General features: G+C 34.0%; 18 protein-coding genes. 6 read left to right on the top strand and 12 right to left on the bottom strand.

Translation table 11 applies throughout. The annotated features are described in order from the left end of the window. Positions 1 to 33 precede the first annotated feature (33 nt). From hisH to CIT01_06000, 3 genes are all read right to left on the bottom strand, one after another. Entirely contained in the window at positions 34 to 630 is a 597-nt protein-coding gene (gene hisH, locus CIT01_06010; protein ID AXV37784.1) for an imidazole glycerol phosphate synthase subunit HisH, read from the bottom strand. Between the two features lie 114 nt (positions 631 to 744). After that, on the bottom strand, positions 745 to 1,749 hold the full coding sequence (locus tag CIT01_06005; GenBank protein ID AXV37783.1) for a glucose-1-phosphate adenylyltransferase: 1,005 nt from the start codon (positions 1,747 to 1,749) through the stop codon (positions 745 to 747). A 96-nt stretch (positions 1,750 to 1,845) separates the two neighbouring features. Continuing rightward, positions 1,846 to 2,928: a Ni-sirohydrochlorin a,c-diamide reductive cyclase catalytic subunit gene (locus CIT01_06000; GenBank protein AXV37782.1), complete on the bottom strand. Its 1,083-nt coding sequence runs from the start codon at positions 2,926 to 2,928 to the stop codon at positions 1,846 to 1,848. Positions 2,929 to 3,059: 131 nt separating this feature from the next. Here CIT01_06000 and CIT01_05995 point away from each other — a divergent pair, with 131 nt between their 5' ends. Then, entirely contained in the window at positions 3,060 to 3,785 is a 726-nt protein-coding gene (locus tag CIT01_05995; protein ID AXV37781.1) for a hypothetical protein, read from the top strand. 83 nt (positions 3,786 to 3,868) lie between these two features. Next, positions 3,869 to 4,579: a DNA/RNA nuclease SfsA gene (gene sfsA / locus CIT01_05990; GenBank protein ID AXV37780.1), complete on the top strand. Its 711-nt coding sequence runs from the start codon at positions 3,869 to 3,871 to the stop codon at positions 4,577 to 4,579. A gap of 4 nt (positions 4,580 to 4,583) precedes the next feature. Here sfsA and CIT01_05985 read toward each other — a convergent pair whose 3' ends face one another. From CIT01_05985 to CIT01_05975, 3 genes are all read right to left on the bottom strand, one after another. Then, positions 4,584 to 7,322: an ATPase gene (locus tag CIT01_05985; protein AXV37779.1), complete on the bottom strand. Its 2,739-nt coding sequence runs from the start codon at positions 7,320 to 7,322 to the stop codon at positions 4,584 to 4,586. Positions 7,323 to 7,944: 622 nt separating this feature from the next. Beyond that, entirely contained in the window at positions 7,945 to 9,132 is a 1,188-nt protein-coding gene (gene ychF, locus CIT01_05980) for a redox-regulated ATPase YchF (protein ID AXV37778.1), read from the bottom strand. Between the two features lie 195 nt (positions 9,133 to 9,327). Then, positions 9,328 to 11,463 (bottom strand): hypothetical protein, encoded by a 2,136-nt coding sequence (locus CIT01_05975; GenBank protein ID AXV37777.1) that lies wholly within the window; start codon positions 11,461 to 11,463, stop codon positions 9,328 to 9,330. A gap of 132 nt (positions 11,464 to 11,595) precedes the next feature. Here CIT01_05975 and cbiE point away from each other — a divergent pair, with 132 nt between their 5' ends. After that, positions 11,596 to 12,225, top strand: a complete 630-nt coding sequence (cbiE, locus tag CIT01_05970; GenBank protein AXV37776.1) for a precorrin-6y C5,15-methyltransferase (decarboxylating) subunit CbiE — start codon at positions 11,596 to 11,598, stop codon at positions 12,223 to 12,225. A gap of 40 nt (positions 12,226 to 12,265) precedes the next feature. Here the strand turns inward: cbiE and CIT01_05965 are convergent, their stop codons facing one another. Both CIT01_05965 and CIT01_05960 read right to left on the bottom strand, forming a co-directional pair. Further along, entirely contained in the window at positions 12,266 to 12,640 is a 375-nt protein-coding gene (locus CIT01_05965; protein ID AXV37775.1) for a mannose-6-phosphate isomerase, read from the bottom strand. A gap of 282 nt (positions 12,641 to 12,922) precedes the next feature. After that, positions 12,923 to 13,912 (bottom strand): arsenic-transporting ATPase, encoded by a 990-nt coding sequence (locus CIT01_05960; GenBank protein AXV37774.1) that lies wholly within the window; start codon positions 13,910 to 13,912, stop codon positions 12,923 to 12,925. Between the two features lie 257 nt (positions 13,913 to 14,169). On the opposite strand from CIT01_05960, the gene CIT01_05955 reads away from it, so the two are divergent. The 3 genes from CIT01_05955 to leuS all read left to right on the top strand — a co-directional run bounded on the left by CIT01_05955 (position 14,170) and on the right by leuS (position 18,345). Further along, positions 14,170 to 14,961 (top strand): NAD(+) synthetase, encoded by a 792-nt coding sequence (locus tag CIT01_05955; protein AXV37773.1) that lies wholly within the window; start codon positions 14,170 to 14,172, stop codon positions 14,959 to 14,961. Positions 14,962 to 14,966: 5 nt separating this feature from the next. Further along, positions 14,967 to 15,278 (top strand): divalent-cation tolerance protein CutA, encoded by a 312-nt coding sequence (locus CIT01_05950; GenBank protein ID AXV37772.1) that lies wholly within the window; start codon positions 14,967 to 14,969, stop codon positions 15,276 to 15,278. 199 nt (positions 15,279 to 15,477) lie between these two features. After that, positions 15,478 to 18,345, top strand: coding sequence for a leucine--tRNA ligase (leuS, locus tag CIT01_05945; GenBank protein ID AXV37771.1), 2,868 nt, complete (start codon positions 15,478 to 15,480; stop codon positions 18,343 to 18,345). A 132-nt stretch (positions 18,346 to 18,477) separates the two neighbouring features. Here leuS and CIT01_05940 read toward each other — a convergent pair whose 3' ends face one another. The 4 genes from CIT01_05940 to CIT01_05925 all read right to left on the bottom strand — a co-directional run bounded on the left by CIT01_05940 (position 18,478) and on the right by CIT01_05925 (position 21,604). Continuing rightward, on the bottom strand, positions 18,478 to 19,248 hold the full coding sequence (locus CIT01_05940) for a hypothetical protein (protein ID AXV37770.1): 771 nt from the start codon (positions 19,246 to 19,248) through the stop codon (positions 18,478 to 18,480). A gap of 170 nt (positions 19,249 to 19,418) precedes the next feature. Continuing rightward, positions 19,419 to 20,087, bottom strand: a complete 669-nt coding sequence (locus CIT01_05935) for a lipoprotein-releasing system ATP-binding protein LolD (protein ID AXV37769.1) — start codon at positions 20,085 to 20,087, stop codon at positions 19,419 to 19,421. Then, entirely contained in the window at positions 20,080 to 21,201 is a 1,122-nt protein-coding gene (locus CIT01_05930; protein AXV37768.1) for an ABC transporter permease, read from the bottom strand. Before CIT01_05930 ends, CIT01_05935 begins: the two co-directional genes overlap by 8 nt. Positions 21,202 to 21,271: 70 nt before the next feature. Next, positions 21,272 to 21,604, bottom strand: a complete 333-nt coding sequence (locus CIT01_05925; GenBank protein ID AXV37767.1) for a hypothetical protein — start codon at positions 21,602 to 21,604, stop codon at positions 21,272 to 21,274. Between the last annotated feature and the right edge of the window lie 53 nt (positions 21,605 to 21,657).

Below are 21,657 nucleotides of genomic sequence, written 5' to 3'. Positions count from 1 at the left end.
CTGCTACAGTTAAAATATACTAAATTTGATAAATCAATCCGCATGCTTGACAAAGTTCCTTAAAATTTCTAATCCGACCTCTCCACTTTTTTCCGGATGAAATTGGGTGGCAAATACATTATCGTGGCAAACTGCTGCAGTTACTTCAATCCCGTAATCCACGGTTGCAGCTATAATATCTGGATCTTCCGGTTTGACATAATAAGAATGTACAAAATAAACGTAATCATTATCTATTCCCTCAAAAATAGGACAAGTTCCACGTATATTCAAGTCGTTCCATCCCATGTGGGGAATTTTCAATCCTTTTGGTAATCGGGCCACTTCCCCTCTAAAAACATCTAATCCTTTTATTCCTTCACTTTCCTGGCTTTCAGTGAATAATAATTGTAAACCTAAACAAACACCCAAAAAAGGTTTTCCATCATTTATGTGCTGATGAATAACAGCCTCATATCCTTCTAAATTTTTCATTGCAAGACCAAAGGCCCCTACACCAGGTAAAACTAAAGCTTCTGCTTTTTCAATTTCACTTATATTATTGGTTATTTTAACCTCTTCTCCAACCTTTAAAAAACCATTTCTTATGCTTTTTAGATTTCCTGTACCATAATCTATTATAGTTATCATTTTATCCCGAATATCCTGTTTATATAATTTAAGCACATTATTACTGATTAAATCATAATTTTATAAGTTTACTTTGTTTATTCTGAGATTAAACCCTAAAAGTACTTCCAAAAGTTATCGTGCGTAAAAATCTTTCACTCGAACTGTATCTTCCAGGTGTGGTGTTGAAACCTCATGTAAAACCGTGTTCTCCATGGCCACAATAGAGTGTGGTTTTTTAGGCTCTATTCTAATTGTTTCATTTTTACCGAAGTATTCTTTCTTATCTTCAAACTCAATGTAACCAGCACCACTTACTATGTACATGGTTTCATCCTTTTCTTCATGATAATGAAAAGAAGTTTGATATCCTTCCCTTATGAAAAGTTCCTTAGTCATATATTTTTCAGTGTTGATTAAAACTTTCTCATAGCCCCAGGGTTTATCTTCCCTGTTTTTATATTCTTTTCTTATCTCTTCAAGTTCTTTAGATGTATCTATGGCCATCCAAAATAGTCCATCTTCTTTGTAATAACTTAACTGATTTTCTTTAGCCATTACTGGAAATACCGTTTTTTCAATATCTCCCACGTCAAAATCACCGAAATTTAGTTCTCCTTTAGAAAAATAGACTCCCCCATTAATGTAGTAATCTAGAATAGGTTTTTCTTTAAAAGATGTTAATCTATCCCCACTTATTTCGACAATACCATAAGGAGATTGCATTTTAGTTACAAAAATAGATAAAGGATAATTAGAACGTTCGCCTAAATAAATCATCTTTTTAAGGTTTAAATCAGCTACAACATCTCCATTTCTTATTACACACTGTTTTTCATCATCAATGTGATCCATTCCCATTCTTATAGCGTTCAAAGTACCAAGAGGTTCATCTTCTTCCACATATTCAATCTGCAAACCCCCGTAATTTTTTCCATATCTTTCCCTTATTTTATCACTTAAAAAACCAGTTAAAAGAATAACACGTTCCACCCCTGCATTTTTGAAATCAAAAAGCTGTTTATCAAGAATAGTGTAACCTTCCTTCATTTCAATTAATGGTTTAGGAATAGACTCAGTAAGCGGCCGTAAACGCTTCCCAAACCCTCCACAGAGAATCATACCCACAGTTTTACTCATTTTAATCACCTTGCACCCTTAAATATTATTCTGTGATGATGGTAAATCATACTATTTATTACATTTCTATATTCTAGTAATACTAAATAAGTTTTTTTACTTTTTATTCTGAGGGAGTTGTTTTCTTAAAACCTCTCCAAAATCAGATTTCACTATTTTATTTGTACCTAAAGTCTTAGAATGTGCATCCAGTTCAGTTACCACATAATTATATCCTATCTCTTTTAATGGTTCTACCAAACGTGGGCCGTCAGTTATAGCCAGTAAATTTGAATTAATCCTTTCGATGGGAACGGCATGTGGCACACCAGCCACTACTACAAAATCCGCGCCTATCTCATTAATAATATCTGCAGCTTTTTCTCCAGTAACGGGATATTCATCCAGACCTCCGGTTATAAAATCAATTTCAACACCATTTTCTGATAATTCCGATTTAATGTTGACGGCGTGCTGTCTTATTCGTGGAAGTCCAATTTTTTCGTCTAGATTAGCAATTATGGTGGGTTTATTTTCAGGATATAGTTGAGTAAATGGGATTTTTAGTATATCTGCAAACAGGTAAGATGTTTCTTTCTTGGAATTCAATACCAAGACAATCTTTTCATTATTTTCAAATTTTTCAATTAGTATCTGGGCAATTTTTTCCTTATCATCACCAAAAGATGGAGCAATATACTCGCCTTTGGCCATTCCCCTTGTTTTTTCAATTCTAGTAGCTAATCTAAGCATTTTAGATTGTCTTTCAGTTTCTTCGTGAGATATTATTCCTTCTCTTTCTGCTGCTTTAAGAACTGCAATAGCGCCTTCAGTATTATCCCCCTCACCAAATCCTCCGTGAGATTCGACACTAATTACCTTGGCATTAATTCCGGCCTTCTGAACTGCCTCTTTCAAATCTTCACCGATTATCATGCTGGCACAGGTCCCCACTACTCCCACCAACTTTGGAGAAAACATTGAATCAACTTTTTCTAGTACTTCTTCTAACTTGGATGATGCTCCAAATATAAAGTCATTTTCAGACATGGCAGTAGTTACCACCCTAACACCATCATTTTCTAACAATCGGCCAGTTCTGAAACAACAACCATGTGGTCCGTGTAATACAATGACATCTGCATTTAAGTCTCTTAACGTGTATAAAGACGCGGCAATTGGGCTTGGTCTGGGATGCAATTTTTCACCTCGAATCATTAATGAAATAAAATATATGTTAAAATATATGTTACAAGTTACAATTTAATGAGTGAAACATACTAATTAATTTACTTGATTTATTATTATAAGATAAAAAATTGTGTGATAAGATGCAGAAAACTGGTAAAAAAAACTTTTACATAACACTGATTATCATAGTCTTAATACTGGTTTTATCTACTGTATATTATTCTAATTGCTTTAATCATGATTCTAATAATGAAATTTTTACTTTTAAATATGTACCGAACCATATGAATTATGGTGCAGTTTTAAAAGACGGTCCCTACGGCAATATCAGTTCTCCAGTTAAAATTGCTTATATTATAGGAGTCCACCCCCTTGAATCAAAATCACATGCAGCTGTACTAGACACAATAAAAACAAATGATAAAGCGTTAAAACATTGTTATTATATTTATCGAGTTATGGTTACCAAGGATCAAGAGGATTATACTAAAGGAAGAATAAACGGCCAGATTTTAGCCTATTCATTCGCAGTTCCAGATATAAAAGGAAATAATTTTGACCTGGTGGTGGATGTGCATTCTAATCGAGGAAATTATAGTGAGAAACTATTTGTTTTTTCACCTTTAAAATCCACTAAATCTGAAAGAATCGCCTGGCAAATTAAAGATAAACTTCCCTGGTTAGCTTATTACGTGCCTCCTCTACTGCCAGAACCTACCAGCGGACCTTATGTAAGTATTCCATTAATAAAATCCGGAACTCCGGCCATAATATATGAAGTTTATACATATGATTCTTATTCCCAGATTTTAAATTACGCCCATGAATTTGTCAAAACCGTGGATAAAATGGATTTATACATCTAAAAAAGGACGAACTTGATTTTATGAATCAACTAAAAAAAATAATTTGATATTTATTCTTTAAATAAGAGAATTGCAGTGTTGTTATGATAATAAAGAATTTAATTACCGGAAAATTCATTGAGAGACCCAACAGGTTTCTCATATTATTTGAATCAAATAATAAAAAGTTTGAAGCGCACTTAAAAGATCCAGGTCGGCTCAAGGAACTTTTAATCCCTAATGTAAAATTACTGCTTAAAGCCGCCAGTAATACCGCCCATAGAAAGACCAAGTTTGATGTACTTGGGGTGCTTCACCAGGATAGATGGGTTATTATTAACTCAGGCATCCACAGTAATATAGCTGCAAATATAATTGAATCTGATATTTTCAAGGAATTGAAAGGATATACTGTAGAGAAAAGAGAGTACACCTACGGTAAAAGCCGTATTGATTTTTTACTTTCAAGTGGAAAAGATAAGATGTTGCTGGAAGTCAAAGGCTGTACCCTGGTAGAGGATGGCCTGGCCCTGTTTCCAGATGCACCTACCCAACGGGGGAGAAAACATGTTGAAGAACTTACCCATGCCAGGGAAAAATCTTTTAACTGCGCTGTTCTATTTTTAATAATGCGAGAAGATGCAGAAAAATTCTCACCTAATTACAAGATGGACCCTGAATTCTCCAATGCCCTTAAAATTGCTGATGAAAAAGGGGTTCAAATACTGGCTTATTCCTTTAAAAATATTTTAAAAAATGGTGAATTAGAGATTAAACCATTTAAAAATGTGAAAATTGAATTATTTAAAGATTGAAAAACTAACTAAGTATATTTTTCCTTTTTATCCAGTATTTTCTTAATTCATCTGCAAAAAGCATTATTGGTACAAAGGTAATTACGTAAAGCCAATCATTAATACCCAAAGATGTTGTTCCAAATATATCCTGCAAATATGGGATGTAAACAATTGCCAGTATCACCACAATTTCAAATAATATTCCTCTTAAAATCCACTTGTTTTTAAATAATCCTAGTTTAAAACTGGACATTCTGGTTGTCTGGCATGCTAACAAATTACCAATCTGAGCACATACTATACCTACAAAGACCATAGTCGTAGCTTTAAGGTAGAGAGGATCTGTAAACAAGAGATTATCACCCCATTGCCATCCTCCACTGAATAAAACCCAAAAATATCCTGAAATCACCAGTAAAGCCTCGATTGATCCCAGATATACGTAACCACGAAATATAACTGGTAGATTTAAAAGGCGTTCTTCATGACTTCGGGGAGGTCTTTTCATCACATCTGATTCAGAAGGACCCATACCTAAAGCCAGAGCAGGAAGAGTATCAGTTCCAAGATCAATAGCTAAAATCTGCATCACGGTTATAGGCAGGGGAATTTTTAACACTACCATCAAAACAAAGGGCAGAATTTCTGCTGTTTCGTGAGCAAATATGTAGGTTATAAATTTCCTAATATTTTCATAGATGGTACGTCCTTCTTTTATAGCAGAAACAATGGTCGCAAAATTATCATCAGTTAAAACCATGTCTGATGCTTCTTTAGCAACATCAGTTCCTGTGATGCCCATTGCAACTCCGATATCTGCTTTTCTAAGGGCAGGCGCATCATTTACACCGTCTCCCGTCATGGCCACAATCTCTTCTTCCTCTTCTAAGATAGATGCTATACGCATCTTATGCTCTGGAACTGCCCGAGCAAATATAACATTACCTTTAGATTTAATAATCCCAACCACTTCAGAATCTGTCATTTCATCCAATTTTTTACCTTTGATTATGGTACAATCCCCTGATATTATTCCCACTTCCTTTGCAATAGCCCTGGCAGTGAGCCCATAATCTCCAGTTATCATAATTATTCTAATACCTGCTTGATGGCATTTTTCAACAGCTTGCCTGATTTCAGGTCTTGGAGGATCATGCATAGCCATCATTCCCGTGAATATCATATCTTTCTCTACAACATATGGATCATAATCTTTAAAATCATTTGATAACTCTTTATATGCCATTGCAAGAATTCGTAAACCATCGGAAGCCATTTCATCATGTATTTTTGTAACTTCATCTTTTTCATCAGAAGTGAACTCCCGAACAGTATTTTCTACCGAAATTTGGTTACATAGAGAAATTATCTTCTTGGGAGCTCCTTTGACATAGGCAACTTTTTTATCCTTTTTCTGGTGGATGGAACTCATGGATTTTCTATCTGAATCAAAAGGAAGTTCTTCTATTCGAGGCATCCTTTTTAATTCTTCTTCTAAATTAAAATTAATTTTACGTGCAGCCACCAGTAAAGAAGCTTCAGTTGGATCTCCTATAATTTTATATTTATCTGTAGATTTTTCCGTTTCAATTAATTTTGCGTCATTACAAAAAGCAGCAGTCCTAACAACCAGTTCAAGTTCTTTAAATTCTTTGTGGGATACCTTTTGTCCTTCATGGAGAAATTCTCCTTCAGGATCATATCCTGTGCCTGTAACGTCAATTACTTCATAGGGTATCCAGATTTTGCGCACAGTCATTTCATTTTTGGTTAAGGTTCCTGTTTTGTCTGTGCATATAATAGTGGTGGATCCCAAGGTTTCCACGCTGGATAAACGTTTTATCAATGCATTTTTTTTGATCATTTTTTTGGCTGATGCTGCCAGTGCTAGTGTCACCGTCGGAAGCAGCCCTTCTGGAACATTAGCCACCATTAAACCTATAGCAAAAGTAAAACCAAGTACAAGTGGTAAATTAATCACCCATATATCGATTACAAATAATATGAATCCCATTGATACAGCAACCACAGCTATTATCTGTGCTAATCTGTTTATCTGTTTTTGAAGAGGGCTGGGTTCATCTTTCACAACCTGGGTCATGGAGGCAATTTTGTTAAATTCCGTGTTCATTCCCGTTGATATTATAACAGCTTTTCCAGATCCAGAAGATACACTGGTACCAGCAAAAACAATATTCGGCATTTCCAAGTAGTTATGTTCCTTTTTAGGAATTTTTGAAATTTTTCGCACAGGTCTTGATTCGCCAGTTAGAGTAGAAGTATCAACTTTCATCTGGTAAGATTCCACCAAACGGGCGTCAGCTGATATATTATCACCTTCTTCCAGTACAATGACATCTCCCGGTGTTAATTTTTCTGCCAGTATCTTTTCCTCTTTACCATCCCTAATAACCTTTGCATGGGTGGGTAAAATTTTTTTAAGAGCTTCAGTTGCCTTTTCTGCTTCATATTCCTGCCAGAAACTAAAAATAGCATTAATTATAATTACAGCAATTATAGCAACGCCCAGCTGAGGAGTTCCAGAAATAAAAGCCAGTATACTAGCAGCCCATAAAAGTAAAGCAAGTACATGATAAAAATTAGCTAAAAATATGTATATTAATGGGGTTTTTTTAAATTCTTCTATTTTATTGAGGCCATATTTTTTTAGACGATTATCTGCTTCATTTTCAGATAAACCAGATGTTGATGTGTCCAATTTTTCATATACTTTTTCAGGAGGAAGTTTATAAATTTTCATTTTCCTCACTTACAGTTGAAATATACCTCTTTAAATAATAATTCCCATTATTTTTATGAATAGAATAAGATATAAAATTAAGGTTAATCCCTTATTGAATAATAAAAGTTTACTAAAAATGTTTTTATGATCAAATAAGAGAAATTATTACTTATTAAAAGCAGATAATAGATAATAGGAAAAATAATTAAGAAAATAGTCAAATTTGGGACATAAATATGATTGTTTCATTTAACTGAAAGAGAACCTCCTAATCCATTGAATAAATTATCAAAATTTTATCATTTTACGCAAATCTCTACCATTTTCATCAATCATACTCCACAGACAGGACATGGAGTAATAAAACTATAATTTCCTTTCTTAATGGATGAACGCAACCTACTACTGACACTTTTTTCTAATGTTATATAATCCTTGCCACACTTACAAAGATAAATCTCTGTTTTAGTTTCTGTCATTTTTACACCCGTTTTTATATCACATTCCATAAACTTTTTAAATCCGTAATATCAACTCCATAACATACGTTTCAAATTTATTGGATAAAAAGATCAATCAGTTTTCCAAATTAACTATGATTACTTTTTAAACAAATGTATCCTTTCTTTTTATGCACCCACTATCTGCAGATTATACTTATAATATCCAAGTCCTGAATTTCATAATCACTGCTAATTCTCCTACCACTTCGAGCATCAATAGCATGAAGGAAAGTATCTCCAATATCAGTGTGGATAACATAGGCCATGTCCCGAGGTTTAGACCCTTTACTGATCAATAAAGCATCAGGTAAAATATTTCCATCTTTATCACAGAGTTTATGTTCATCTTCTACGGGGAAAACAACCAACATATCTAAAAGATCAAATATAACTTTATTGAGTGCTTCTTGAACTCCTGTACTGCCATATTTCTGAAGTACATTCTCTCTTATGTATCCAAGAGCTTTTTTCTGATTTTCATTTAGTCCATCAGAATTCAGGACATCAAAATCTGAATCCCCAGGATTATAAGAAATTAAACCCGCCTTTGCAGCTTTAGTTAATGCGAGTTCGGCTTCAGCTGATGCAGGTATCACATTGTCATATTTTTCTTTTAACCTTTTGATATTATCCTCTGCCGTTGGAATGTCTGCCTTATTAGCCACAATTAGCATGGGCTTGGATATTCGAAGGAGTTTATCCAGTAAACTTATAATATCTTCATCACTCCAAGTATGATATTCAGTTTTTAATCCTCGTTTAGCCTCTATAACATCCTCTAATTTTATTCCAATTCCACTGAGCTGTTCGTATAATACTTTTGAGATGTCCAATTTTTCAGATAGGGCTTTTCTTACCAGCCGATTCCAGTTTTTCTTTAGGATACCGAAAAGCCACATGGTTATCTCGTGTTGGAGAAATTCCACATCTTCTAATGGATCATGACTTCCTGCCTCACAAGGCCTTCCCTCCTCATCAGTAGACCCAGAAGCATCTACTACATGTATAAATGCTTTTGCCTGTCTTAAATCGTCTAAAAATTTGTTTCCAAGACCTCGTCCCTCGTGTGCTCCTGGGACCAAACCCGCAACATCTATCAACTCTACAGGTATAAATCTCTGTCCATTTACACATTTTGAATTCTTGGGACTGCAAACCAGTTCTAGTTCTTTGCACGGACAAGTGGTTACCACATGAGCCACTGCTTTGTTTGCATTTATAGTGGTGAATGGATATCCAGCCACTTCAGCATCAGATAAGGTTGATGAATTAAAAAAAGATGATTTTCCAACGTTTGGTTTTCCGGTTACTGCAATTTGAAGCATTTTATCACTTAATAGTATTCTTTAAATGAATCTGTTGATTAAAATTATACTTATCTTAATTCATTATATCTTAAAGCAAGATATAAATAATTTTTTAAGAAGGATAATCCAAATTTTATATTAAAAAAAGAGTTAATTGTCCTTATTATAATTTGATTTAATAAATAAAAGCCAATTTTTGTTTAAATTTACTATCTATAATCTACGAAGTGGAGTAATTACCCTGATTTTCAATCCTAATGAAGTTATTTGGATTAACCTACGAGTATAAAGTGGGCTTTTATATCGTTTTCCCGGAGAAGCTTTAACCCATCTCATGTAAATTTTTCGACTCAATGAATTCATGTTTTGCACTAAAAAAGTGTTTCTTATACTTACGGTTCTTCTATACCTGGATTTATTGTAGATATATGCTGATAACAGGATCTTTGTCCCCAGAGGATGTTTACCTATATTTAAAAAGGTAGTTTTTCCACGGTAAAGTGTACCACTAAGACGTTTATAAATTGTTTTCATAGCCGGCCGGGTTATGGCAACATAGTATATAAAGTGTAAGGAACCATAACCCCTATTTTGAACTTTAATATAGGAATTATGTAGTTTAATAGTGTTGAAACAGTAACTGTAATTTGACAAGAAATAGTTACCATAAATATTCCTTATTGATCCAGCAGGGATTTTTAAAGTATATTTATTTCCGTAGACTAGTTTTGAGGCATTAATAATTAGAATATTGCCATTTATAGATCTTTGTATCGAAATTGATTTTCCTTTTGCATCTTTAAGGCTTATCCGATTAAAATTGCTTCCCTTTTTGACATCTCCATTGAAATATATTTTTATTATCTTATTAAGAGGAACTTCTACTGAATTTTTACCGGGATCTGTGTTTAATATCTTTGGATAATTTAAACTGGTAATTATATTAGTTAATGCTTTATAAGCGTTAATTCTGCCCCCGGTTAATATTTTACCTACCAGAGATGATTTAACATCCACATTATTTAGGATTGTATTTTTTATTTGAATGTTGGTAAGATCCGGTCTTACTGATTTTATCAGTCCAGCTAATCCTGAAACAAATGCAGTAGACATTGATGTTCCGCTTGAAAAGCCATATTTATTTCCAGGTAATGTACTGTAAATATACGTCCCCGGTGCTGCCACATCAACACTGGTGATTCCATAATTAGAGAAATAAGTTATATAATCCTCCATATCCGTTGCAGCCACACTGATTAAGTTGGAACAAGTATAACTTGCAGGATATTCAGGTATAATATCATTATTTTTAGATTCATTCCCTGCCGCACATACTACCAAAGCTTTTGATAAACTTATAGCGTCTTTTAAAACTTTAGAATAACTTCCACCATTCCATGAATTATTTATTACATGTGCACCCATCTTATTGGCATATAAAATTGCATCAAGTGCATCTTCATCTGTGCCGTAGCCATATTTATCAAGAAATTTTAATGTCATTATTTGGGCATTCCACATTACTCCTGTTATTCCCTGACTGTTATTTCCAACTGCAGCTATAACCCCTGCAATGCTTGTTCCGTGTCCATTGTCGTCACTTGGATCATTGTCATTATTAAAAAAGTCCCAACCATAATAATCATCTATGTAACCATTATTATCATTGTCTATGCCGTCATTAGGTATTTCTCCCCTGTTTATCCATAAATTACCTTGTAGATCAATATGATTTAGATCAATGCCTGTGTCCAAAACAGCAATAACCACATTTGAAGAACCGGTACTAATATTCCATGCATTAACTGCATTAATATCTGCTCCGGCTATCCCCCACCAACCATAAATTATCTGGCCATTGTTATAAAGACCCCACTGGTTATTGAAACTCGTATCATTAGGTATTAAACCGATCTGATAAACTTGATTTGGTTCAACATACAAAACATAAGCGTTTTGGGAGTATATGTGAATTGCATCCTCTAAACTTATATTAGCAGGTATCTTAACCAGCTGCAGTCCGCTTATTTCCTTATAATCTTTTATAACTGTAGCATTAACTTGGGCATGCAAATTCTTGGCAATTGGGTTAGTACTTGGATTTGTAATTTTAAATCTAACAAATAATTCATTTAGAATTGATTTGGCTGATGAGTTTCCAGTAGTTTCATCAGAGATATTTGAAGTTGAATTATCAACCGTTGAGTTAGTATCATTTATCTCTGTTTCATTTTCAGATATAGTGTAATCTTGTGTATTATTATCTGAAATTAATGTAGCTGAAGCTGCTCCACATATTCCTAAAATTGATACAAAAACAAACAAAAATAATATAATGCGTTTAATCATAATTTTCACTATGTTAATTATTTAGATGTATTATGTTTTTCATTAAAAATAAAGATTTTTATTACCTAGAAGACTACAGATATTAAATGTTATTTTAAAAAATTTAACAAAATTAATGGGTTAAAGTTGAGGATGGAAATGTCAAAATTTTACATAGTAGGAATAGGTCCGGGATCCAAGGAATATTTGACATTAAGCGCAGTTAATACCGTAGAATCGTCAGACATTGTTATTGGTAGTAAAAGAGCTTTGAATCTATTTGAAGATATAAAAACTCATAAAGTTTATTTAAATGCCAATAATATTAAAGAAATGATTGAATATGGTATTAAAAAGGTTAACGACGGTTTGAATGTTAGTATACTCTCTACAGGAGACCCAGGATTTTCCGGACTACTGAAAACCGTGCTTAAAACTACAAATAACATCGAAATTGAAGTAATCCCCGGCATTAGTTCTATCCAGCTTTGTGCTGCCAGACTACAAATACCGTGGGACGATGCAAATTTAATCACCATCCATGGAAAAGGAGTTTCAAAAGAATTAATATCTCTAATAAATAATGGAAACCCCACTATTATACTTCCCAACTTAAACATGGATGAAATTGTAACTTTTTTATTGAATAACGGGGTTAATCCCAAAAAAAATGTAGCTGTATGTGAAAGATTAAGTTATGATGACGAAAGAATAATTAAAACGCCGCTTAAGAATCTGTTAAACGAAGATTTCAGTTACATGTGTGTAATGGTTATATATTAACCAATTTTAACGGCTAACTATGAATATAAGGACATATTAATCAATATCCCACTAACTTTTCATTCTCGAGTTTCCACGGCGGAGAAACCATACATAAAAATTTTAATTTTGAATCTCCAGTGTTTTCCAGGTACTGTATAGAATCTGGAGGTATGTAAACTGTTTGACCTTCTTTTAGCTCATTTTCTTCATGGTCAATATGCATCAATCCCTGCCCTTCTAGAATATAATAAACTTCCACTGAATTTTTTATTTTGTGAGGTAGAGAAGATTTTCCTGGTTCTAAAATAGCGTGTGCTAAACTAAACTCCATTTTTAAGTCTTCAACTTCGTTTTTTGGATGTAATAATTCGCATATAATTGTTTCATCTAAAGCCTTGAAATTTTTGCAGTTATTTAGATCTTTAATTAACATATAAACACTAAAATTGTTATTTTAAATTTAAAAAAGTTAAAAAATAATTATTTTAATAAATAACAGCCCAAATCAGCCATAATAAGCTTTCAGTACTCCTGCAATTATCCAAAAAACAAAAGCACCTAATAACCCATAATTAAATGGATACAATCCAAACAATCCACCTAACAAAACTAAAAGGCCGATCCCACCTATTAAACTCAGAAGTGCATTCCTTTGATTTTCTCTCATGTACTATACCTCCCTAACTTTTCTAAAAAAGTAATAATTTGTGATTAATTAATCACCTTCAATTTGTGGAACATCAGATGCTCCATAAAGAATATTTGCAACCTCTTTAAGAGTGTCCATTCCTTTTGCTTCCTCTTTAAGAAGTGGTACTTCTGCTATTAACTGTCTTCCAAACTTCTCATGGATAGTTTCAAGACGTTTTTGCTGTAAATTTCTACGTGCTTCACAGAATTCACAACCAGTCTCTTCCGGTAGAATCTGGTTTACAATAACACCGTCCGAAAATATATTGTATTTTCTAAGTGCCTCCATAGCCCTTTCAGATTCATATATAGACATTTCTTCAGGTATTACAACCATTTTAAAGGAGGTACGATCCGGATCAGCCATGACGGCTCTGGCTTCTCTTATCTTCTTTTTAGTTACTTCCATATCTTCCAAGGCCCTGTCTTCCTCATCCTCATCGCCCATGAATGGTAAAATGTTTTTGAAGGCTTTAGCCATACCACCTATTTGTTTTCGTAGTTTAATCATTTTTCCTACCCAGGAGTCCATCATTTCCGGGAATGAGAGGAACCGGAGAGTGTGGCCAGTAGGGGCTGTATCAAATATTACAATATCATATTCATCTGTGGTCATGTACTGTAAAAATTTATCAAAAGCTGCTGCTTCGTCTATTCCTGGAGACATAGAAGCCATGTCCATCTGATCCTGGAGTATGTCCATTCCCATACCAGGGTTTAATGCAGCTTGTTCCTTCATTTTAGCCTCGTAGTCCTGCATTGCAACTTCAGGGTCTATTTCAACAGCATAAAGATTTTCCTTTATAGGTGTTGGTTCGTGCCCTATGTTTCTTTCAAATGAATCTCCAAGGGAGTGTGCAGGGTCTGTGGATATTATCAACGTTTTTTTACCTTGTTGAGCAGTCCAAAGGGCAGTAGCAGCAGACATGGTAGTTTTACCTACTCCTCCTTTACCTCCAATGAAAACAAATGTAGTTTTACCTTTGTTGAATTTAAAAAGATCTTTGAATGCCATTTAATACCTCCAAATTTTTAGTATCAGTTAAGTAGTCTAAAATGAGCTTTAGAAATTACTAGTATAATACCATTATAAATATTCAGTTTTAAACTTATTATCATATATAATAAACTTATAGATTTATATAAAGGGAACTGAAATTTCACCCAGTAAAAAATAAAATGGAATATCAATCATGGAACTGTATTGGTGAAAAACTGCATTAATTGTCATAATTTCTCAAATTTATCAATTAAAATCTAAAAAGTGATTTTATGCACGGAAAATCAGGACTAGAGAATATAGATGAAAAAAAAGCTACTGAAAGAATAATAGAATTTCTACAAAAAAAAATAGATGAAGCTCAAGTAGATGGATTAGTTTTAGGATTGAGTGGAGGTATTGATTCTTCAACAGCAGCTTATATCTGTGCCCAGTCGCTGACAAAAGAAAAGATACTGGGATTGATAATGCCCAGCGAAACCACTTCCAGTGAAGATGTTTTACATGCCCAGAAGGTAGCAGAAGATCTAGGAATTGAATATGAGATTATTCATATAGATCCCTTAATAAAACTTTTCCCTACCATGTGTCCCCATGAAGCTAATAAACTAGCTGCTGCTAATTTAAAAGCAAGATCAAGAATGATGATACTGTACTATCATGCTAATAGTCTTAATAGGCTGGTTGTAGGTACTGGAAACCGTACAGAACTTTTGATTGGTTATTTCACCAAGTATGGTGATGGAGGAGTAGATATATTACCTCTCGGTGATCTTTACAAAGCCCATGTACGAAAAATAGCTTCTTATGTTGGTGTTCCAGACGAAATAATTGAAAAAGCACCGAGTGCTGGCCTCTGGTCCGGTCAGACCGACGAAGAAGAGTTGGGAATTAAATATGATATTCTTGATCAACTATTAAACCTGCTGATTGACCAGAAATTGTCAGAAGAACAAGTATCAGAAGCCCTTAATCTTCCTTTAAATGAAGTTATTAGAGTTAAAAAAATGATTAAACAAAATGAACATAAATTATTATTACCGGAAATACCTTTGCTACGGTGATAAATATGTATGTCTTAGTATATATTACAACCTCAGGAATAGAAGAATCCGAAAAAATAGCACGAGTACTCCTTGATGAAAGATTAGCTGCATGTACAAATATTTTACCTTCCATTAAATCCATATACAGAGGGGAAAGTGATTTAGAAGAAGATTCTGAGTCCTTGTTAATAGCTAAAACCGATACCAGTAAAGTTGAAAAGATTATTGAAAAGGTTAAAAGTATTCATAGTTATGATATTCCGTGTATACTGGCCATTCCCATAATAAAAGGGTCTGATGATTATTTAAAATGGTTAGATGGTAAAATTGGTTAATAAGGATACATTTTCCATTTAATATAGAATGAAACAACAAAAGTTAAGGATAATAATTTAAATTAAGAAGTTAAAATATAAGATATCTGAGTTTTACTTATTATTAGTAGCTGTAACTACTAAATTTAAAATCTTCTTAAATAATTTTAATTGAAATGATGAATTTGATCATAGTTATGCTGATTCTGGTGGTGAAGAATTGACAGATACCAATATAGAGAAAAAATGGCAAAAAAGATGGAATGAAGAAAAGTTATTTGAATCTGATCCAGATAATCGAGAAAAAATGTTCGTGACCGTGGCCTATCCATATCCCAGTGGGGCTATGCACATTGGACACGGCAGAACTTATACTGTACCTGATGTTTATGCCCGTTTTAAACGAATGCAAGGTTACAATGTCCTTTTCCCAATGGCCTGGCATGTTACCGGAGCCCCTGTAATAGGGATTGCAAAGAGAATTGAAAGAAAAGATCCATGGACTTTGGATATTTACCAAACCGTCCACAAAGTGCCAGAAGAAGAACTAAAAAAGTTCACCGACCCCAATTACATTGTAAATTATTTCAGCAGTGAATATAAAGATGTAATGCAGGAAATGGGTTATTCAATTGATTGGAGAAGGGAATTTAAAACCATAGACCCCCCATATCAAAAATTCATTGAATGGCAGATTAGAAGTTTAAAAGATAAAGGATTAATCAGGAAGGGAGCTCATCCAGTTAAGTACTGTCCTGAATGCGAAAACCCGGTGGGAGACCATGACTTACTGGAGGGGGAAGGAGTAGGAATTAATGAGTTAACACTTATCAAGTTTGAAATTGACGGTGCATATCTGGTTCCCGCCACATTCCGTCCAGAAACTATATTTGGTGTTACCAACCTATGGTTAAACCCTGATGAAGAATATATGAAAGTCAAAGTTGATGATGACGAATGGATCATCAGTAAAATGGCCTATAACAATTTGATTCATCAGAAAAAAAATGTTGAAATTGTAGAAGAAGTGGATGTCCACGGTTTGATTGGAAGAAATGTAATAAACCCCATCACGGGGGAAAAACATGTAATACTACCTGCTTCATTTGTCGACCCCGAATATGCCTCAGGAGTAGTTTATTCTGTACCTGGCCATGCCCCTGCTGATTTTATTGCTCTGGAAGATTTGAAAAAAGATCAAGCCCTACTTGAGAAGTATAATTTAACCAAAAAGGTTGAAAATCTTCAGCCAAGGAATGTGATTAAACTCAAAGATTTCGGCCAATATCCTGCTCAGGACATGATATCTAAATTAGGAGTTCAAAACCAGCAGGATGAGAAACTTAAAGAAGCCACCAATGAACTCTACAAATTAGAACATGCAAAAGGAGTTATGGCAGACCACATCCCTGATTATAACGGATTAAGTGTTAGCAAAGCTCGTGATGAGATTATTGAAAAACTCCTTGAATCTGGTAAAGGGGATAAAATGCACGATTTTGCGGAAAGACCAGTAATATGTAGGTGTGGAAGCAAATGTGTGGTTCGAATAATGGAAGATCAGTGGTTTATGAAATATTCTGACCTAGACTGGAAAGAAAAAACACACACATGTCTCAAACAAATGCAGATAATTCCTGAAGAGGTAGAAGCTAATTTTGAATATTATATTGATTGGTTGCAGGATTGGGCCTGTTCCCGAAGGATAGGTCTTGGAACAAAACTTCCATGGGATCCTCAATGGATAATAGAACCATTAAGTGATTCAACCATATACATGGCTTATTATGCTATTACAAAATACTTGAAAAAGATAGATGCTGAAAATCTGGATGACAACTTCTTCGAAAATGTATTTTTAGATTTTAACACCCCATATTCAGATAAAATCAGCGATGAACTCTTTCAAGACATAAAAAACGAATTTAATTACTGGTATCCTCTGGACTGGCGGTTATCTGCAAAAGATCTTATTGGAAACCATTTAACATTCCATCTTTTCCATCATTCAGCCATTTTTCCTGAGAAAAAATGGCCCCAAGGTGCTGTTGTTTTTGGTATGGGACTTTTAGAGGGAAATAAAATGTCCTCCTCCAAAGGAAATGTGATACTTTTAAAAGATGCCATAAATAATCACGGCGCAGATGTGGTGCGATTATTCTTAATGTCCTCAGCAGAACCATGGCAGGACTTTGACTGGCGTGAAAATGAAGTAAAAGGTATTAAAAAACGTTTAGAATGGTTTTCAGGATTTGGAAATTTAATAGAAGAATTAAAAAGTTCCAAAATAGACCTGAATCTTGAAATTAAATTCAATGATCTTAAACCAATCAATTCCTGGTTAATAAGTCAAGTACATATGAGGATAAGAGATTCAACCAAAGCTCTTGAAGGTTTCCAGACACGTAAAGCATTACAGGAAGCACTCTTTTTAATGAAAAAAGATGTTGATCATTACTTATATCGTGTAAAACATGAAATAAAAGATGAAAAGATTCTAAATGAAGTTACTGATACATTAACCTATCTACTGAATATCTGGATACGTTTAATGACACCCTTTGTCCCCCATACCTGTGAAGAGATGTGGTCCAAATATAAAGGAGAAGATCTGGTATCAAAAGCAGCCTGGCCCGAATATAAGCTGGAACTTATCGATGAAAAGGTACAAAAATCTGAAGAGATTATTCAGAGCTTATCCGACGATATAAAAGAAATTCAAAAGATAATAGACGTAAAACCTGAAAAGATCCATATTTACATTGCCCCTGATTGGAAATGGAATGTTTTTGAGATTGCTGATGAAATAAAAAGACCAGATATTGGACAGATTATGGGTAAATCCATTAAAATGAATGTCCATGACAATAAAAAAGAAATAGCAGAATTCGCCAAGAAAATTGCCCGTGAAATTACCAAAACAAACTATGTAGGCCGTTTAGATGAATACTCCATTATTAAAGATTCCCTTGAATTTTTATCCAAAGAGGCAGACGCAGAAGTGATAGTATATCAACATCCCGATTATGACCCTGAGAACAAATCTAAAAATGCTCTACCCTACAAACCAGCAATATACATTGAATAATCACTAATTAGTTTTTATTTTTTTATTTAAATTTAAGTGATTAAAACCAGTACCCCACGCCCTATGCTCATTCAAAAAAATAGAATAGTTATTTTAAAATTCTTTTTTTTGAAATTACATCTCGGGTTTAATTCATATAACCCTATTTTTCAGTATTCCAATATCCTCTACCTCGGCCTGGACAACATCATCCCTATTCATGGGACCCACCCCTGGAGGTGTGCCGGTTGCTATTATATCACCGGGCATTAAGGTCATTATGTGGGATATGAATTCAATTAGTCTTTCCACAGAGAAAATCATGTTTTTAGTATTGGAATTCTGTTTAAGTTGGTGGTTTAGTTTTAGGGAAATTTTTTGATTAGAATGATCCATTTCCGTCTCGATGCACGGACCTAAAGGACAGAAGGTGTTAAAACTTTTTGCACGAGTCCACTGAATATCTTTACGTTGAAGATCTCGGGCAGTTACATCATTCAAAACTGTGAATCCTCCAATATAATTGTTAGCATCATCATCTTTAACATGATGTGCTTTATTGGATATAACAACAGCCATTTCAGCTTCATAATCAAGTTGGGTAACTTTTTCGGGATAAATAATCTTTTCATAATGTGCTATGACCGATGTGGGTGGTTTCATGAAAATAATTGGTTCTTCAGGAATTTCCATGTTTAATTCTTCAGCATGGTCTTTATAATTTAAGCCAATGCAGATTATCTTAGAAGGGATTACTGGAGGTTTTATTTGGACTTGAGTCAATTTATAAGATTTTTTTTGAAAGTTTGAAAGGTCTTCTGAGTTTAAAGCTTGGATCATTGGAATGGAAATCTCATTTATTGTTGTACATTCTAATATTCCGATTTTCTCTTTTCCATCCTTAACGAATCTTATTAATTTCATTAAATCACCATAAAAGATTGTTTAATAGTTTTAGAATTATAATACTTTGGATAATGTAAAATTAATTTAATAAAATTCATTTAATAAACAATAAGTAAAAATAAAGATTTGAAGCTTATTAAATCATGATCCAATTATCAAGTTTATTAGTTAAGTTATCTCCAATTTAACTATTCCGCCACTGTGCCGTCAAGAACTTTAATCTTTCGATCGGCCATTTCAGCCACGTAGGGCTCATGAGTAACCATTACCAGAGTGACATTCTCTTTTTTGTGGAGATCCTTTAGAATACCCAAAATAACATCTCCTGTTTTTGAATCCAATGAACCCGTTGGTTCATCGGCTAATATTATAGAAGGATGATTCACTAACGCTCTTGCAATTGCTACTCTCTGTCTTTCACCACCGGAAAGTTTGGTAGGCATTTGATCTATTTTATCTTCGAGGCCAACTAATTTTAAAAGTTCTTTAGCCCTTTTATCCATTTTTTTACTGGTATAACTTCCTTCATACATTGGAATCTGAACATTCTCTAGAACAGTCAGGTTAGGTATTAGATTATGAAGTTGAAATACAAAGCCTATCTCTTTTGATCTAAATTCACTTAAATCATTAGTTTCAATTAAATCTATGCCTGCAACATTAATATATCCTTCATCAGCCTTATCCAGAGCCCCTATCATATTAAGTAGAGTTGATTTTCCAGAACCAGAAGGTCCCATTATGGATACAAACTCTCCTTTTTGAACATTTAGGTCTATTCCGTTTAATGCCTTTATTTTTCCATGGTCGTAACTTTTTTTAAGATTTTTAATCTCAATAATATTTTCTTCATTCATAACGCAGCGCCTCGGTTGGAGCAAGTTTTGAAGCTCGATAAGCAGGATATAAACCTCCTATAACACCTACAAGAAAAGCAATACCAAACGCCCTAATAAATATATCCATAGAAAAAACCGGTTCAATGAAACTGGTAGTTGGTGAAATGGACAATAAAACCTCAACTGCAATTATACCCATTACTGTACCTACCACTCCAGCAATTAATGTTAATACAATTGCTTCACCCAAGATCATTCCCAGTATTCTGCGGCCCTTCCATCCTACTGCTTTTAAAACTCCGATTTCCCGGGTTCTCTCGTAAACTGACATTATCATGGTATTTATAACGCCTATTCCCCCTATTATAATTGCAAGGAGTGAAATAGCCCATGTAGCAGTGTCTATTGCACTTAATCCTGTGTTTATTCTGCTGGCCTGGGCCATGGCCGTGGTGGTGGTTAATTCATTTGGATAAGCATCTTCAATTCTTTTACTTACCTGAGTAATGTTAGCATTGTCGGTGATCTTAACGTATATCATACTAACTTCTCCCTCCCTTGAGGTAAGATTTTGAAGAGTATCTAAAGACATGTAGGCCCCTGCATCCTGGATAAAACTTCCTGTTTCAAAAATACCAGTTATTTTGAAGTTCTTACCAAAAAGAACTATAGTATCCCCAACACCTTTATTAAGGGTTTCAGATGCAGTTTTGCCAATTATAACCTCGTCCTGACTTCCATTAGAAAATTTTGTTCCAGTGACACTGTCAATGTTGGCCAAGATCAACTTTTCTACTTTAATACCAGTTAGAGATAAAGGGAAATCTGCGCCAGGTACTTCAACCTGGGCTCTTAAAATTCCTGCAGTATCCTTAACTCCAGATATCTCCTTAATTTCATCGACGCGATTTTCATCAATGCGCCCATTCATGAACTGTCCAGAATTGTTTTGGAGAACTGTAATTTCAGCACCTCCCGCTTTTAGAGTAGTTTCAGTAGATGCTTTAAGACCTCCAGTAATTAGACCTAATGCCACAATAGTGGCGATTCCAATGGCAATTCCTACTATTGCCAGAGAAGTTCTGGTTCTATTTCTGAATGGGTTTTTCAGTATTAAAGAAAAATATGACATGACCTTTTTTATGTTGTACTAATTACTAATAATTATAGCTCCTTACTATTAAACCCGTAAAACTGTTAGGTCATTTCCTGGTGATTTTAAAGAGTATAAATAAGGCAATTAACTGTACAATGTTAATTAAAAATAAGGGCAATTTTGGTCCGTGAACCTCTGCAAATGGAGAAATTGGAGGTAAAAACAATTGAAATGCCATAAAACTAGTTACCATAATATTCTGAAGAAGTAAAAATGATGAAAAATATAAAAGTCCTATGGTAAATCCAGATTTTAATTTTTTATAAGTCTTCCAGTAGGAACTTATAAGCAATAATAACAAGCATATATTTGCTATTCCCACAGTTACAGTTACAATGATTAATAACAAACCCATTGCTGCAATTTCAATTAGTGGCATGTTAATCTAAAATATTAATTCTTTTAGAGTCAAAAAAAATGGATAAAAAAAAT

This window comes from Methanobacterium sp. BRmetb2 (assembly GCA_003491285.1).
Taxonomy (GTDB): Archaea; Methanobacteriota; Methanobacteria; order Methanobacteriales; family Methanobacteriaceae; genus UBA117.
The sequence above is the reverse complement of the archived record's forward strand: the minus strand, read 5'-3'. Positions and strand labels throughout refer to the sequence as shown.